Annotated in this window: 10 protein-coding genes; 2 read left to right on the top strand and 8 right to left on the bottom strand. The window is 52.6% G+C overall.

The features are described from left to right. Positions 1-15: 15 nt before the first annotated feature. Complete coding sequence (locus IPG22_17440; GenBank protein ID MBK6590071.1) at positions 16-1,284, top strand: dipeptidase; 1,269 nt, start codon at positions 16-18, stop codon at positions 1,282-1,284. On the opposite strand, the gene IPG22_17435 is transcribed toward IPG22_17440, so the two are convergent. Next, the gene (locus IPG22_17435) at positions 1,285-2,601 is read right to left on the bottom strand and encodes a sorbosone dehydrogenase family protein (GenBank protein MBK6590070.1); all 1,317 of its coding nucleotides are present in this window, start codon (positions 2,599-2,601) and stop codon (positions 1,285-1,287) included. Between the two features lie 13 nt (positions 2,602-2,614). Between IPG22_17435 and IPG22_17430 the strand changes: the two genes are divergently transcribed. Continuing rightward, positions 2,615-3,103 (top strand): YraN family protein, encoded by a 489-nt coding sequence (locus IPG22_17430; protein MBK6590069.1) that lies wholly within the window; start codon positions 2,615-2,617, stop codon positions 3,101-3,103. Between the two features lie 51 nt (positions 3,104-3,154). Here the strand turns inward: IPG22_17430 and IPG22_17425 are convergent, their stop codons facing one another. The 7 genes from IPG22_17425 to IPG22_17395 form a co-directional block, all read right to left on the bottom strand. Next, positions 3,155-5,494 carry a TonB-dependent receptor gene (locus IPG22_17425; GenBank protein MBK6590068.1) on the bottom strand — a complete coding sequence of 780 codons (2,340 nt, stop codon included), beginning with the start codon at positions 5,492-5,494 and terminating at the stop codon, positions 3,155-3,157. Positions 5,495-5,853: 359 nt separating this feature from the next. Further along, positions 5,854-6,756 carry a ChaN family lipoprotein gene (locus IPG22_17420; protein MBK6590067.1) on the bottom strand — a complete coding sequence of 301 codons (903 nt, stop codon included), beginning with the start codon at positions 6,754-6,756 and terminating at the stop codon, positions 5,854-5,856. A gap of 4 nt (positions 6,757-6,760) precedes the next feature. Continuing rightward, on the bottom strand, positions 6,761-8,374 hold the full coding sequence (locus IPG22_17415; GenBank protein ID MBK6590066.1) for a S8 family serine peptidase: 1,614 nt from the start codon (positions 8,372-8,374) through the stop codon (positions 6,761-6,763). Positions 8,375-8,769: 395 nt separating this feature from the next. Then, the gene (locus tag IPG22_17410; GenBank protein ID MBK6590065.1) at positions 8,770-12,279 is read right to left on the bottom strand and encodes a carboxypeptidase regulatory-like domain-containing protein; all 3,510 of its coding nucleotides are present in this window, start codon (positions 12,277-12,279) and stop codon (positions 8,770-8,772) included. Between the two features lie 556 nt (positions 12,280-12,835). Next, positions 12,836-13,348, bottom strand: coding sequence for a hypothetical protein (locus IPG22_17405; GenBank protein MBK6590064.1), 513 nt, complete (start codon positions 13,346-13,348; stop codon positions 12,836-12,838). After that, a complete protein-coding gene (locus tag IPG22_17400) occupies positions 13,266-13,853 on the bottom strand; it encodes a hypothetical protein (protein MBK6590063.1) in 588 nt (195 codons plus the stop codon). The genes IPG22_17405 and IPG22_17400 overlap by 83 nt, the downstream gene beginning before the upstream one ends. Before the next feature lie 80 nt (positions 13,854-13,933). Then, positions 13,934-16,249, bottom strand: a complete 2,316-nt coding sequence (locus IPG22_17395) for a hypothetical protein (protein ID MBK6590062.1) — start codon at positions 16,247-16,249, stop codon at positions 13,934-13,936. Between the last annotated feature and the right edge of the window lie 52 nt (positions 16,250-16,301).

The raw sequence follows: 16,301 nt of genomic DNA, 5'->3' as shown, positions 1-16,301 counted from the left end.
GTTCCTAATGAAGTTATGAAACGTCAAACTAAGATTTACCTGATAGTTCTGCTCTTTATTGCCGGATCTCATACGGCGATCGCCCAAGGGGGGGCTCGGGTAAATTACGTCGTTTCTGATGAAGCGGCGGCAAAGATAGTGTCGTCTGTTCTGAGGGTGTCGCCCGTTATCGACGGACACAATGACCTGTTCATTCACTATTTTGATTGTAAGGAGTGTCCTAGAGATCTGATGGCTTATCGGATCGACGTCGCTGCCAAAGGGCACACGGATATTCCACGTTGGCGAAAAGGTGGCGTTGGCGGTCAGCTTCTCAATATTTTTGGTAGCGAGCAAACTTCCGAAAGCCAGCTCTCAGCCTACGACCTTTTACATCGAATGGAGGCTGCTTACCCGAATGACTTGCGGGTCGTCGGAACTTCACGTGAAATGCGGGCGGCTTCAAGAAACGGAAAGATCGCTATTCTCCCGACGCTTGAAAGCGCGGTCAGACTCAAAAACAATATGGCTTTGTTGCGAAGCTACTATGATCTTGGGCTTCGGAGCGTCACCTTTGCCTACCGCACTAACGATCTTGCTGACGGCAGCGAGGACACACCAAAACACAACGGGGTTTCCTCATTCGGCAAAGAAATGATCAAGGAAATGAACCGGCTCGGGATCATGATCGATGCCTCACACGTCTCAGCGGACGCGATGAACGGAATCCTTGATTCTTCACAAGCACCTATTATTTTCAGTCATTCAAACGCACGGGCTCTTTGCGATGTTAATCGAAATGTTCCTGATCAGGTTCTCCGTAAATTAAAAACGAATCGCGGAATCGTGATGCTTACCTTTGTCCCGTATTTTGTTAGCCACGACATGTCAAAATGGATGGACGATTCCGAAGCCTATTTTGAGCTACTAAGCAAAAAATACAGTGGCGATATGAGCAAAGCGACTGCCGAAATGGATGCTTGGGAAACGACGAATCCACAGCCGATTGTAACGATTTCCGCGATGGCCGATCAATTTGATTATGTTAAGAATCTAATTGGAGTCGAGTATCTTGGCATTGCCGGAGATTACGACGGCATTCCGTTTACGATCAAGGGATTAGAAGATGTTTCGACATATCCGAATCTCCTTATTGAACTAGCCAAAAGAGGTTGGACGGAAAAAGATCTGCGAAAAATTACGGGCGAGAATTTCCTACGTGTCTTCGAGGAAGTTGAAGCAAAAGCGGCCGCATTGAAAAAAACAATGCAGCCGTCGATGGTAAAGTTTGTTGATAAGAAATAGCTATTTTCCGTAACTAACTCGCCAGATCTTGCGGGCACCGTCATCGGTGATCAGGAGTGAGCCGTCCGCGGCAACGAGCAACCCGACCGGTCTTCCCCAGACCTCATTCGAATTTTCATCAGGCAGCCAGCCGGTAACGAAATCTTCGAACTGATTGCCGATAAGTTTGCCGTCCTTAAATCGGATCCGTACGATCTTGTAACCGCTCAACTTTGCTCTATTCCATGAGCCGTGAAACGCTACGAATGCATCACCCTGATATTCCTTCGGGAACATCTTGCCTGAGTAGAACTGTATTCCCAACGCGGCGACATGGGAGGTAAACAAGACATCAGGAACGATCGCTTTTTTCACAAGATCAGGATTTTCGCCTTTACGTCGCGGGTCTTCGTTCTGGCCGATATACGAGTAGGGCCAGCCGTAAAAGCCGCCCTCTTTGACGCTGGTCGCGTAGTCAGGCACCAGATCGTCACCAAGACCGTCGCGTTCGTTGACGGCGGTCCAGAGTTCGCCGGTTTTTGGATTCCACGCCAGGCCGATCGGATTTCTGAGGCCGCTCGCGTAGATGCGATGGTTTTTCCCGTCAGGATCATAGACCGATATCGCGGCACGTTTCGGGTCGGCCTCCACATCGACGTTAGTCGCCGATCCGATCGAGACGAACATCTGCTTGCCGTCCTTTGAGAACAAGATATTCCTCGTCCAGTGTTGGTTATAGCCGCCCGGGGTCAGCTCAACGAGCTTTTCTGGGTCACCATCGGCAGCTGTTTGCCCGGTTTTGTATTTGAAACGAACGATCGAATCCGTGTTCGCAACATAAAACCATCCATCGTGAAACGCCATTCCGAACGGCTGTGCCAGTTTGTCCGAGAACACAAAACGCTGATCCGCTTTTCCGTCTTTATTGGTATCCCGGAGCACGATCACCGAATTCGCCCGCGAATCCGCTAGAAATACATCTCCATTCGGTGCCAGAGCCATCCAACGCGGAACCCTGAAATCCCCTTCAGCAAAAACGTTCACTTTGAAGCCCTTGGGCACGTTGAGCGTTGCATTCGCCGGCTGCGGGATCACCCGCGAGCTGCGCCTCGCACTCTCGGTCGCAAATGGAGACGCTAACTTCGCCGGGTCATACGAAAGTACCGTTGGCTTTTCAAAATTCACGACCGCCGGCAGCGGCGGAGCGACGAACGGTGTTGGCACTGGAGTCGGCGTTCGCACAGGCTGTGCAGTTGGCGTTTGTGCAGTAACAGCTAGGAAAGAGCCGACGCAAAGCAGGCCAACGGCTCCGATCTTTCTGATATAATTTGGTTTCATTTGCACAAATAGAATGTCCGAAATATTATCGATACTTCAAAAGGATAAACGAGCGGCATCACAACGCACAAGCGAGCTTGGCATATACGGCGAAACTCTTGCCGTAGTACACCTGATCCGTGCCGGATATCGCATCGTCCTAACGAATTTCAAAGTGCCCGTCGGCCGCAATTCGAAGGGAGTTCAAGTCACGGGCGAGATCGATATCATCGCACTCGATATCGAAACGCTCTGCTTCGTCGAGGTAAAGGCGCGGCGATCTGACGATTTCGCTCCCGTGATCTCGGCGGTAGATACCCGCAAACAACGACAAATAACCAGAACGTCCAAGATCTACCGGAGACTATTCGGCGTTCGCGATATCCAGTATCGCTTCGATGTTGTAACGGTGCTGGTCCGCAACCACGCTGAGCCGGAGATCGAATTAACAAAGGGATTCTGGAACCCGAGCAAATTTAGAAAGCGAAGATGGGAATTGCCGATCTGGAATGACTTTCAATAAAAAAGACGCCCTGAGAGATCTCAGAGCGTCTTACTTCACCATAAACAATGACTATTTAGCCTTGCTGAATCTATATCTAACGCCAAACCTAAACATACGTCCCGCATCCGGACGCAGGATAGGCAGCGGTTGGCCCGTCGAATCGAACTTCCCTGCACTTGCATCCTTATTGTCGAATAAATTCTCAACGCCGGCGTAAATCTCGAAGTTCTTTCGAATGTCTTTCGCTGCAAAAGCATCGACGAGCTGAAATCCGGGTGATGCTAATTCTCCCTGGACCACACGGTTCGACTGTGATGAAGCTTTCCATTCCGAATAGAAACTCATACGGATGTTCGATCTGAATCCAACTTCCTCATTATCATAAGCCAATCGGACAGCCCCCTGATGCTTAAAGCGCTCGGGCAGATATGCACCAGTCGTTTTGTTTCGTGCGTCGAGATACGTGTAATTCGAACTCACTGAGAAGTTTCGCGGCAGCTTGATGTCTGTACTCGCTTCGATTCCCTGGGTGTAGATCTTCGAAATATTGTTGTATACGATCAGTAGCCTGAAAGGCATGATCGGATATTGTGCAGGGTCGAGCCCAATACCGTTCAGATAGGCTCGAGCCTGAGCGATAGTTAAAGCTCCGGGCGACGCAAATGGCAGAACAAAACCGATCGTCTGCGGATCGATCATATTTACAACATCATTGCGGAAAAGATTGATGCCGAAGCGATACGACTTCTTCGTGCTCGAATACTCGCCACCGACCTGCCAGGATCCCGAGTGCTCAGGGCTGAGATTTGGGTTGCCGAAAACCTGATAGAAATTCGTCGGATTGTAGAACTTGTAATATAGCTGGCCAAGATCGGGAGCACGGAATCCGCGGCCCCACGAGACTCGCAGATTGATGCGATCCGACGCACGGAAATTGAGGCCGATCTTCGGTGATACAGCCGAACCAAAGATCGAATGTGAATCGTATCGCAGGCCAAGCGTCAGCGTCGTCCGGTTTGTCAGGCTGATCTTGTCCTGGGCCCATGCGGTACTCGTATTTGCCTGTTGGCCCGCGTTGCTCGCGAGACGATTGAGCCCGCGATAACGATCGGTCGCCCATTCGCCACCAAATTGAACGATCTGTCGTTCGCCAATGATCTGCAGTATCGAAGCATCAAAGCGGCCAAATCGCTGGAACAGATTGTCGTCCGGGAACGACTGTCCATTGGCGAATGATGTCTTGGCGTACTCGTCATATCGCGAAAAATATCCGCGTGCCTGGATAACGGTTTTTGAAGTCGGCGTCCAGTTCGCAGTTACACCATAGTTCTGAGTGATGTCATGCGTATCATCAAATTGCTTACCTGATGCATAATTCTGCGTCGGATCCGGCTCACCGATCGACCGTCCGCGGGCTCGCCCCGTGAAGAGATTACCCATCGCTGTCATGAAGAACTTTGGCGAGAATTCCCATTTCTGCTTCGCAAAGACGTCGTAACGATGGAAACCCGCGCCAGTCGTGTCAAAAGTATTCGGCGTGATGTCAAATTCGTTCTGCTTATCACGGTTAAGGCTAAAGAAACCGCCGTAGCGCCCCTTCCGCACTCCCACTTCTGCCGCCTGGCTAAGAACACCAAAATTTCCGCCCGAGACCATTAGGCTGCCCGAGAGCGGCATGGTTGGCTCGCGTGAGATCAAATTGATAACCCCGCCGATCGCGTCCGAACCGTACAGAGCTGATGCCGCACCTTTTACAACCTCTACCTGCTCGATCTTCCCGGTTGATTGACGGTCCAGGTTGATCGTACCGCTCTTGATACCGCGGGCGGCGATGATCGGGAATCCGTCGAGCAGAACCAGGGACTGACGCGATCCAACGCCCTGTATCTGTTCGCCTGCGATCCCATTGACAGTTCCCGTGTCCGAGCCGAGACGGGTTTGAACTCCTGGCACTTCCTTCAGGACCTCACCAACGGTCTGATATCCTTTGCTGTCGATCTCGCGCCGTGTCACGACCTCGACAGCTGTATTCAGGCTTTCCTGGAGCTCCGCTTGCCGCGATCCGGAAACAACCGTTACCGTTTCGTGAAATTGCTCTGGCTCGAGCGTTACCACGATCTCGGTTCCGTTAACCTCAACTACCTGGCTTCGGCGGCCAAAGCCCGTTGCGGTCGCAATGATCTCGTAGCCAGCCGTGTTAAGGCTGCTAAAGGTAAATTTGCCTTCGTTGTCCGTATTCGTGAGCCTTTCGAGACCGGTAGTACGATTTCGTAATACGACGATCGCACCTGCAAGCGGCAAATTTGCCGAATCCTGTACGGTGCCTTTGACCGTAGCTGTCTGACCGAGGGCTGACCCCGCGGCCACCAATATTGAGAGAACAATGTAGAGTAATGAATGCCTATACATAAAAAATATTAAAACTCCTATTCGCATTCTTGCGAAGGCCAATTTTACTATGCAGCTGACAGTCTACTATGGTGATGATGATCTCAGTTTGACCGATATAGTGTATGAGTTTGGCTAATGAGAGATTCATGGGAACAATGCCATAGCTACTGCCCGATAGTACGAAAAGGTAGTCTGCAACCATTGTGCCGCGGCTAAATTGTTGATTCTATTGGAGGAAGAAAGCTGAGACTGCGAACTTTTACACAGTGATATGATTCCTTACCGATTGATCGTATAGGGAAACTAATTTTCTGTAAGTGAAAGCGAGGAATTCTCGAGGCCTTAACCCAATAAGGCCTCGATTTGAGAGGAACTGATCAACGTTTGCTTCTTGGTTGTTTACCGTCCGTTAGGATCACGAAATCGCCGAGGTCCGCGTGCTTCGCTTTGTCGAAGGTCTTAAAATCGTCCTCGTAGCGGATGGTCACCACAATACCTTTGGTCTTTGGACGATATCGCATAAGATGCTCAAAGGTCCCCAAGCGATTCTCCGTATGAAAACCACCGTTCAAATGGATGACTAGCGGATTCTTGTTTTTTTTCAAGAATCGGTATACCGAATTCGACATCGATGCGTCCCAAAGAGATTGTGAGGCAAGTATCTTATCGATTCCCATCTGTGCTTCAGGGCTCGGGCCCATTAAGGCCTTAAACTTAGTTGCATACGTCGCAGACGGCTCGCCATAGGGCAGCGGCGGGAGCCATGCTTTTGCTTCCTTTGTTAGGCCATTAAGTGAATCACGACCATTACGCGAGACCATGTTCACATATCGCCGCGGGGCATTCGCCGCGATCACCGGCAAACGCTTTGCCTTTGCAAGCTCGACAAGAGGCCGATAGTCCGTCTTATAATTACCCCACGGCCTTGAGCTTGCGAGGAATTGTGCCTCGGTGATCAATCCGTTAAGGTATTCATCAACGATCACCTGGACATCACGCTCGAACATCTCCAGCGAGAGCGCGACCTTGTGATCCACCGAATATCGCTCGACCGCACGGCGGAATATCTCCATCTGAACAGCGTGTCCTACGGCGTCGTCATGCTGTTCACCAAGGAAAACAGCCTCGTTAATTCCGATCGCGGTAACAATTTGCTCCAGGGTAGCCGGATTCCCTTTGGAGTCGAAAACCCGAATAGCATCCTCCGTGAACGGAATCTGAGCCTGCATCGCATTCAACCCTCCGAGAATTAAAACGCATAGAACGAGAATATTTTTCATAACGCTATTGAAGACCAATAAAATCACCAACCGACAGCCCAGAGGTACCCACGGTAACTATTTGCGGGGCAAATCGGTATCGCTTATTCGAGACAGTCAACGTGTAAGTCTCGCTTGCGCGAACACTTCCAAAGGAAAAGATGCCGAATGAGCTTGTCGTTGCAGTGCGGCGAATGCTGTTTGAGTCGATCAGCGCAACCGTAGCATTTCGAATGGCGACTCCTTCCGGCGATAGAACACGCCCTGATACAGGAACCGTCGGCGCCGAGGCGTTTATTGCGGCTAACGCGTCAACCCTGCCGTATCCAAAGGTGTTGTTAGGTATTTGAGTAGACGCAATGCCGCCGCAGGTCTGGCTAGCACTGGTAACGGCCGGATTCGCCGTATTCTGCAGAAGTTCTTTTGTCGCCGCGATATTCCGAACAAGCGATGGGCGAGCAGACCATAGCAAGGCAATAACGCCGGCTACGTGCGGCGAAGCCATAGACGTTCCCGATAAATTTGAATATGCGGTGTCGCTCGTTCTCGTTATCGACCTCACATTCGAACCTGGTGCCGAGATATTCGGCTTTAAGATATTCGGACTGTAATATGTACTCGGCCCACGGCTGCTAAATCCTGCGATCGCGTTATTGATATCGATAGCCCCTGCTGAAAAGGACGTGTCATAGATCGCTAGAGCCTCCGACACAGATGAGCATCCAGAGCTGCCTGAGTTACCGGCTGACGCCTGGACAAAAATCCCAGCGGCCTGTGTATTGTTTACTATCGTTTCCAACTCGGCCCTCGTCGTACATCCTTCACTAGCGGGACAACCCCACGAATTATTCAGAATATGCGGCCGCATCGATGGATTAGGATTATTTCCGGCGGAATCGGTTGGAGCGATCATGAACTGAAAGCACTCGGTGTAAGACGCTGGAGTTCCATCGCCGACATTCATATTTCGGCAGCCGATCCATTTTGCTCCGGGTGCGACGCCGATCTGGTTCCCTGCCCCGTCATCGCCAACCATCGTCCCGACGGTATGCGAACCGTGCCCGCTATCATCACAAGGAGCTGTCGTGTTCGCTCCACAAACGCCGCCGCCGCTATGGATCGCATCGTGCCAATTATAGTTATGATCCGCCGTCGTCCCGTTCCATCCGCGGTATTTAGCTTTTATTGCATTGTGTGTCCAACGAATGCCAGTATCCAGCCCGCCAACGACGATACCGGAACCGTTGATACCGATATTCCAAACAGCCGGTGCATTTACGTTAGCCACGCCCCACTCTATTGTGCTGGGCGAAAGACTCTTTGGACCATCTATGCCGGATTTGGCAACTTCTGGATCCTCTATCCACCGCGCGGGTCGATTCGAATCAACCCGGGCAACGTCGGATCGGCCGGCGATTGCAACCGCCGTTGGTCTATCAACCTCTGCGACGATCATATTTGCAGCCCAAAAGCTACGAAACGGTACTCCTAAGTTGTTCAATTTGGCAATCAGGTCCGCTTGAGTTGATTTGGCATGTTCACTCAGCGTTCGATATACGAACCAACCGCGTTGGTCCTGATCGTCAATATCATATGCCGCACTGACATCCGCCTGCTCCGCCATGAGTATCACTAGCAAACTTATCTCCCCATTGGCAGTATCTTGGAAGGCCTGCTCCGATATCTTCCCCTCGGCGGCGAGAAGTAAATTCGATCGGGTAAAGATCGATTTACTAAATGCCGTTTCTCTTGGAGCCAAAGCTCCTAGAATAGAAGGCGGAAATAACCCAATTAAGAGTGCAACTGCAGACAAGAACGCAGTGACAAATTTTTGACCTTTAGTACGGGTAAAAAAGAATTCCATTTAAAACATTTTTCGCTAAAGCCAGCTTACTTCGGAGAACGTATTCCTAATTTTAGTATTTGTGTTCAGAAGGGTCAATAAGCAGTATCGCGTGGTACAGATCGCCGTAGGCAATTATAAAAGAAAAGGCGGCCCGAAGGCCGCCTTTCAGTTAAAGCGATGGAAAGGAGTTATTCCTGTCCAACAAAGTCAACGTCAGCAAGGCTGTCAGTTACGTTAACGACACGTGAAGCAAAACGATATCGTTTTGCCGACACGCCGACAACATAGCTCTGACCAGCTTCGACATCTTCGAACGCGTAGATACCGAATGAACCGGTAGTTACTGTGCGACGATTGCCTTCCGAATCCGTGAGGATAACGGTTGCATTACGCAGTGCCTGTCCGCCTGCCGTTGTTACACGGCCGCTGACACGAACACCAGCAGCTGTCGGGCCGATGACGATATTGCCTGCTTCATAGGTCGTAGCAAGCAAAGCTCCCTGAGCATTCGACACGCTCTGGGCGGTCGGGGTGCTCGAGAAGGTCACCGGATACGTTCCGACTGCAGCGTTTGCTGCAACCGTGAACGTGACCGTCAGGATCTGGCGGGTGCCTGCTGCATACGTATTCGTAGCATCAAGCAATACGCCAAGGCGTCCTGCTGCCGTCTGGCTGGTGTTGACTCCAAGGTTCGTGCCCGTTGGTACGCCGGCACCTGCGGCTGAGCTCACATATGTGAACACTGCCGGGTTCCAGTTTACCGTAAAGCTGGCCGAAGCCTCGTCGCCCTGCGAATCGAGCTGGAACGAGACGGCTACCGTCTGTCCTGCTGTAGTCGTGGTGTTGACTGCACGGATGATGCGTCCTACTACCTCAGGAGATTCACCCCTTTCAGCTTCGGGACGTACACCGCCGACAACCGTCGGACCGCATGCTGCAACCAGAGCCGTGCTGTTGAGCAAGATTGATCTGATGACTGTAACGTCACCGGAATCGATCTGGCCGTTTCCGCACGGAAGGTTAACGTCAGCACGCTGGAACTGATTCGGTGTGGTTACCCAACCCGTACCGTTCAGGACGTACTGTCTGATAGCACTTACGTCGTTCGCGAGAACGAGGTTGTCGCCAGCAGCACCGCCGCTACCGTCAACGATGTCGCCTTCGAATCCGGCAGCAACCGGGATCGGGCCGTCATCATTGTTGATCGTGGCAACTCTGTCGCCTGCAGGGCTGACCGGGATCGTACCTGCCGTAGCACTGATGAGACGTAAGAAGAACGTTTCATCAAGCTCAGGAGTCGTATCACCGACAACCGTAACGCTTACGTTTGCTGACATAGTACCAGCCGTGAAGTTAACACAGTTGGCTGCACCAGCCGTAAGGCCGATGTAGTCAGTTCCTTCAGTAGCAGTTCCTGCGACAGTCTGGTAGCAGACGTTCGAAGCAACCGATGAATCACCGATTCTGTCAATGGTGAAGGTGAATGCCGTGTTACCGACGTTTCCTTCAGCACCTTCAGGACCAGGGAAGCGAACTGCGAAGGCAAGGCCGTCGTCGTTCACGATCGTGACCAGAGCAGGTGAACCGGTCGGATTGATTACGCCCGCGCCACCAGCACTGTTGATAACAACATTGAATGTTTCATTCGGCTCGAACGTTGCATCCTGACAAACCTGAACAGGAAGGTCGATGAAGTTCGGTCCGGAAGCCGGAGGTCCAACTGCAGAGGCAAAGCCGTTTGCAGCGAACGCTACCGTCGCATTCGAAATGTTGATGAAGTCAACTCCAGCTGTACAAGATGAGCCGCCCGTAGCGGTGCCACCTGAGGTGCTGGTGCTGTAGGTGATGACAGTCGGTACCTGAGTCGTACCCGTTCTGGTAAGTCTTACGTAGAACGGAGCCGAGGTTCCAGCTGCACCATTGCCTTCAGCCTGAGTGACTGGTCCAAGAGCAAAGCTCGGGGCCGCGTCGCCAGTACATCCGGCACCACTGTTTACGATGACACCGAGTCCGATAGGATCAGCACCACCAACAGGGTCAACTACAACATCCGATGACGCTCCAACGATCTGAAGTGTGAAGGTTTCATCCGTTTCAAACTTCGTATCGCCGTTAACAGTTACCGGTACGGTGAGGGTCGTAACAGTTGGGCCGAAGCTGAACTGCTGACCGCCCGGGGTCAAGATACCGACATAGTCGCTATCCGTCGTCGTTGCCGTTCCGTCAACAGTGTTCACGTTGACCGTCGAGGTGAGGTACGAAGGACCTGTTCTCGTGATCGTGAATACTGCAGCTGCTGTTCCGCTTTCCGGTTCGCAGACGCTGATGTCGCTGACCGAAATGATCGGAGCTGCATCGTCGTCGTTGATGGTTGCGGTTGCCGAAGCCGTGCTGATGACACCATTCGAAGGATTCGAAAGGGTCGCCGTGAACGACTCGTTAAGTTCGTCGTACAGATCGCCACAGTAAGGAACCGTGAAGGTCGTCGTCGATGAACCGGCTGCGATCGTGATCGAACCCGATGAGGTTACGAAGTCAACAGCATTGTTGAGTGCACATGATGCACCAGCGGTTGCTGCGGACGTTCCTGAACCAGTCGAGGTTGCCCAATTCGCCGTTACCGGGTTCGAGGTGCTGCCTGTTCTGGTTACCGTGAAGGTTACGCTACCACCAGTCGATGGGGTGTTGCCTTCAGTGACCGGGCTGGCTACTGACAGAGCGATCGAAGGAGCACCGTCGTCGTTCTGGATAACGCCGAGGCCGAGGGCATCGGTGACACGCGGGTTGTTGTTCTGGTCGAGCGGGTTCGCGACGCCGTTAACCGTGAGGATTCTCACCGTGAACGATTCATCGAACTCAGCAACGATATCGCCATAGACGATAACCGGAACAGTGATAACGCTAGGTCCGCCCTGTGTAAAGGTTACGCAGTTTGTCGGGCCAGCGGCTCTGTGAGTGTAATCAGGCACACCGACGTTCGACGGAATGGTTCCGCCCGGACCGCCGATAGCTGGATTAGGATTGACCGCAGGATTCTCGATGTCACCATCGACCGTCTCGAAGCAGACCACTTCGCTCGCCTGGGCATCACCGGTTCTGGTGATACGGAAGTTGAACGCTGAGGTTGATGCTACAGTCGGGTCGCTCATGCTCGGGTTGCCCTCGATCTGAACTACGTTATTGATAGCGAACTGAGTGTTCGGTTCGTTATCGACGATGGTTACGATACCGGTTCCGTCATTGATCGTTGCATTGACCGGAGCCGAAAGAGTAACGGTAAAGGTTTCATTCGGCTCATCGATGTTGTCATCAATGATAGGAATGACGATAGATGCGGTCGTGCTGCCGGCCGGGATCGAACCCGTAGAGGAGCTTGACGTGTAGTCAACGTTTCCTGTTGCGGTATCGCCCATGTCACCAGTGTTGAACGCGAACGACGTGTTGAGTGCCGTTGCGATGCTCTGGGTAACCGTAAGGGTTGCCGTACCAGCATTGTCGTTAACCTGGATGCTATTGATGACAAGTGTTGGAGCTGCATCGTCGTCGATGATCGTCGCCGTTGCAACAGCCGGAGCACCCAGGAAGCCACCGGTCGGGTTCGTCAACTGAGCGTCAAACGTTTCAGTCAATTCGAACACGAGGTCGCGACAGATACGGACCGTGAAGTCCTGCGAGGTGTCGCCACCAGCAGTAAACACGAACGTACGACCGTCTGCGGTGTAGTCCTGGCCTGGCTGGCAGACCGTATTAGGTGCACCGCCAACTGCTGTACCCGAACCAGGAACCGTCGAAACGTCGACGTTACCGGCAACCGAGTTAGCACCGTTACGGAATACGCGGAAGGTTGCGATGGTCTCACCAGCGTCAGCCGGGTTGCCTTCTTTACCTGCTCCACTTGCAGCACCGGTGACACCGATGAACTGAAGCGTGTATGACGTATCGTCATTAAGGATCGTACCCGTGGCAGGCGTGCCTGTCGCAGTGATGAACCAACAACCGAGGTGACCGTGATGATGACAGTCTCATTCGGCTCAACTACGTTATCAACCGTAGGATCGACAACCATGGTAGCGGTGGTCAGAACCAGCAGCGAACGTGATGGAACCGGTGAACGACTGGCTGTAGTCAGTGCCAGACGTTGCGTCACCAGTGGTGGTGAAGTTCACCGTCAATGGAGCGTTAAGAAGGGCAGCCAGACCAGGAACACGGGTGAAGGTGTAAAGCAGGTTAACTGGCTGATCTTCAACGACTGTGTTACCAGCACCAACCGGGTTGGTCAAGGGAAACAGCAACTGAAACATCCTGGTCATCATTGGTGATGGTACCAGTCAACATCGTTGGGCTAGGAACGAAATCGTATCCGCTGTAAACACCAGGGTTGGTGAATGTAACGATAACGGTTTCGCTATCTTCAACCACGATATCAGCAACCGGAGTTACATTGACTGTAGCCGTTGCAATACCCGCACCGAAGTCGAGCGTTCCGGCAGTATTGGTCACACCCGAGGTGTTGCCAGCGACGGCGTAGTCGGCGTTAGGACCAACAACGCCATTAGCCGTACCGCCGATAGCGAACGGAACTGACAGAGCCGGTGCCGTGAGGCCCGATCTAGTGCAGCTGTAAACCATTGCCGTACCGCTGTTTTCGTTGACCGAAGCAGGAACCGGACCTGTACAAACGATGTCAGCATCGTCGTTGGTGATGGTACCCGATGCCGGAGCACCGACTGCTGAGTAGCCAGTTCCGTCCGTGACGGTGATGACCACTGTTTCGTCGTTTTCGACAACGGTGTCTGCGGTTGGGGTTGCGTTGACCGTTGCCATCGTCTGACCAACAGCGAACGGAACCGAAAACTCCGATCGCGGTGTAGTCAGTACCGTTTGTCGCAGTACCTGTAACCGTGTAAGTAACCGTCAGCGGGGTATTCGTTACGCCCGTACGGGTGAAGGTGTAAACCAGATTCGTTCCGCTGTCTTCGTTAACTGATGCCGGAGCAACAGCAACGCTGACGCCTGAATCGTCGTTCTGGATCGTGCCGGTAGCGGCGTCTGCCGGTGCAGCAGCGATGGTGTAACCAGCACCTGCGGCAATCGTAAAGATAACCGTTTCGTCTGGCTCAACCGTTGAATCCGTGGTTGGATTGACAGTTACGCTCGTCGTGCACTGGCCAGCTGCGAAAGTAGCGGTATTCGCACCAGCAGCAGGTGTCGCATGGTGTGTAGAACTGTCCAATGCCAGTGTGGTTATCAACCTGGATCTGGACTTCTTCATCGCCTTCGACATCAGCGTCGTCAGTCGGGTTTACGATAAACGTAGCCTGATTTGCCTGAACACCGCCAATATTGTCAGGATTACCTGCTCCTGCAGGGATACCGATGCTGCCAGGCGAAACACCCGCAGTTGCCGTGAACGAGTTCGTACAAGGCGACCGTCGCAGCCCCGAACGAAGTCGTGTAATCGGTCAGAGCCGAAGCACTAACTCCCGTTGCGTTGAAGTTCGCACAGGTCGGATTGTTCGTTTCACCTATACGCGTGAAGGCATAGATAAGGTTTGTTGCGTTCGGAGCCGAAGGGCTACCTTCGGTAACGGACGCCGTGCTCACCAACGATAACCTGGAGGTCGTCGTTGTTGATCTGACCAAATCTGCCGTAGCGGTACCCGAAACAGCACCGTCAGGCCCAACTACAGGACCAATGCCATAATTGTTAGCTGGTGCACCCGTGTTAGGCGTGATCGTCAACGTAAAGGTCTCGTTGTTTTCCGGCAGATTGTCATTGACCGGAGTCACGACGATCTGACCAGCAACGTCACTGCCTGGGAACACGATCGTTCCAGTACAGGTTGCCGGGGTGTAGGTAACAACTTCATTGCTTCCCGAGGAAACCGTAAAGTCAGAACCGGTACACGATGCCTGAGTTGCAGTTGGTGCCAATGATGAAATGCTGAAATTCACCGTCAAAGGATCAGTAACCGCAGGATCGTTATCCGGAAGTGGTCCGCCAACTGAGTTAAAGTTACGAACAACGTTGAACTGAATTCCACCAGGACCGGCTTCTGACAACGGCGAATTCGCAGAAGCGACCGTGATCGTTTCATCATCGTCGTTGATGTTGTTTACAGTGAAAGCAGGATTTCCAACGGTGTAGGTATTACTGTTGTTGTAATTACCTGCGCCCGGGTCACCAACGCCCGCAGCATTGAACGCGAGAATCGTAAAGGTGACCGTGTCATCCGGTTCTACGCGAGGATCTGCGACCAGGTCAATTACCGGGAGGTCAATTGGATCCAACTCGGTCCCTTGCAGTGTAAAGACGCCGCGGCCCGTATTGGGACCCGTACAAGCGAACTGCGTGATGCGGTTGGTACCGTTCACGACGATCGTGTAATCAGGCGTCGTCTGGCAAGTTGCCGTGCCGGTGATCTCGAAACGAACATTAAGCGTTTCAAGCTGGCTATTAACAGGAGCCGTTCGAGCTGGATCGAAGGTGATAAAACCGGCAGCTCCAGGATTTCCCTCGACACCGTTCGTGATGGGTTGGGCATCCATAAAGACGGTGCTGAAATCGTCATTCTGAATGATCGCCGTCGCCGCGTTCTGGGCTCCAATAACATAACTACCGGCGGTTATCTGAAGGTTGATCGTTTCATTGGGCTCAACCCTCGAATCGATACCGTAACTCGCACTCAGAACGCAAGAGGTTTGCCCAGTCGGAATTACCACTGTGCCTGAATTGGTGACAGTCGAATAGGTGGTTCCAGCCGCACAGCTTGAATTAAAGAACGTATAGTCAAGACCACCGGTGGTCAGGTCGTCTCCATCGTCCGCTGTACTCGTTCCTAACTTATTAAAGTTAACGGTAAGCGGGAAGTTGACAGGAGCTCCCGGAGCACGAGTAAACGTAAAATCACCAAAACCTGGGTTCTCAAATGCTGCATTCGGGAAGCCTGGAATCGCAGGGCCGCCGGAACCAACAGCTGTGACCGTCACCGTCGCATCGTTATCATTGATCGTGACTACCTGAGCTGCTCCGGCACCCGAATCACCGCCCGGGACAGTATCGATCGTGACGGTAAACGTTTCCGCCGGCTCGGGCACAGTGTCGCCACAAATACCGATACCGAAGGACTTAACCGTTTCGTTAGCTGCCCAGACAACTGTCACAGGATTGGGCTGAACGACGTAATCATCATTCACACCGCAATTCCCGGAGGCTCCCTGGGTGGTACCGCCCGCAAGAGGGGCAATAGTAACCTGCATGTTACCCGCACCGCCGCCGGCTCCGCGAGTGAAATTGATGCTGAGGTTTGCCTGACCAGAGTCACCTTCGGTGACGCTCTGGGTTGCACCCGCGGTAAAAGTGATAGCCGCATCCGGCCGATCTGCCGTAAGCCCCTTATCAAAAAGGCCCTTGACCTCTTCTGACGTTAATGCACGTCCGAAGATCTTGATCTCATCACCAAGGCCCGAAAACAGACCTGTACGATTCAAGGTCGAGCCAATTACTAGACCGCCCTTGACGGCAGCGTCAAAACCATTCTGCGTATCGGCCGCAACTTCAACGCCGTCCACATATAGGCGGCGGTTGAAGCCATCGTGCGTGGCCGCTACGTAAACCCAAAACGCCCGGAGCGATCTTGTCTGTGGACTGAAGAGTTTCAGTCTCACCTGAAGACTACGGGACGCGAAAACTACATACCGCCGCGAACCGAAAGCGTAA

The sequence above is a fragment of the Acidobacteriota bacterium genome, assembly GCA_016703965.1.
Taxonomy (GTDB): domain Bacteria; phylum Acidobacteriota; class Blastocatellia; order Pyrinomonadales; family Pyrinomonadaceae; genus OLB17.
Note: the sequence above shows the minus strand (reverse complement) of the source record. Positions and strands in the feature narration are given on the sequence as shown.

What these genes read in the sequence shown, in the direction of transcription:
- IPG22_17430 (MBK6590069.1), top strand. Translation starts at nt 2,615, where the DNA reads ATGTCCGAAATATTATCGATACTTCAAAAGGATAAACGAGCGGCATCA.
- IPG22_17440 (MBK6590071.1), top strand. Translation starts at nt 16, where the DNA reads ATGAAACGTCAAACTAAGATTTACCTGATAGTTCTGCTCTTTATTGCC.
- IPG22_17420 (MBK6590067.1), bottom strand. Translation starts at nt 6,756, where the DNA reads ATGAAAAATATTCTCGTTCTATGCGTTTTAATTCTCGGAGGGTTGAAT.
- IPG22_17400 (MBK6590063.1), bottom strand. Translation starts at nt 13,853, where the DNA reads ATGAAGAAGTCCAGATCCAGGTTGATAACCACACTGGCATTGGACAGT.
- IPG22_17425 (MBK6590068.1), bottom strand. Translation starts at nt 5,494, where the DNA reads ATGTATAGGCATTCATTACTCTACATTGTTCTCTCAATATTGGTGGCC.
- IPG22_17435 (MBK6590070.1), bottom strand. Translation starts at nt 2,601, where the DNA reads ATGAAACCAAATTATATCAGAAAGATCGGAGCCGTTGGCCTGCTTTGC.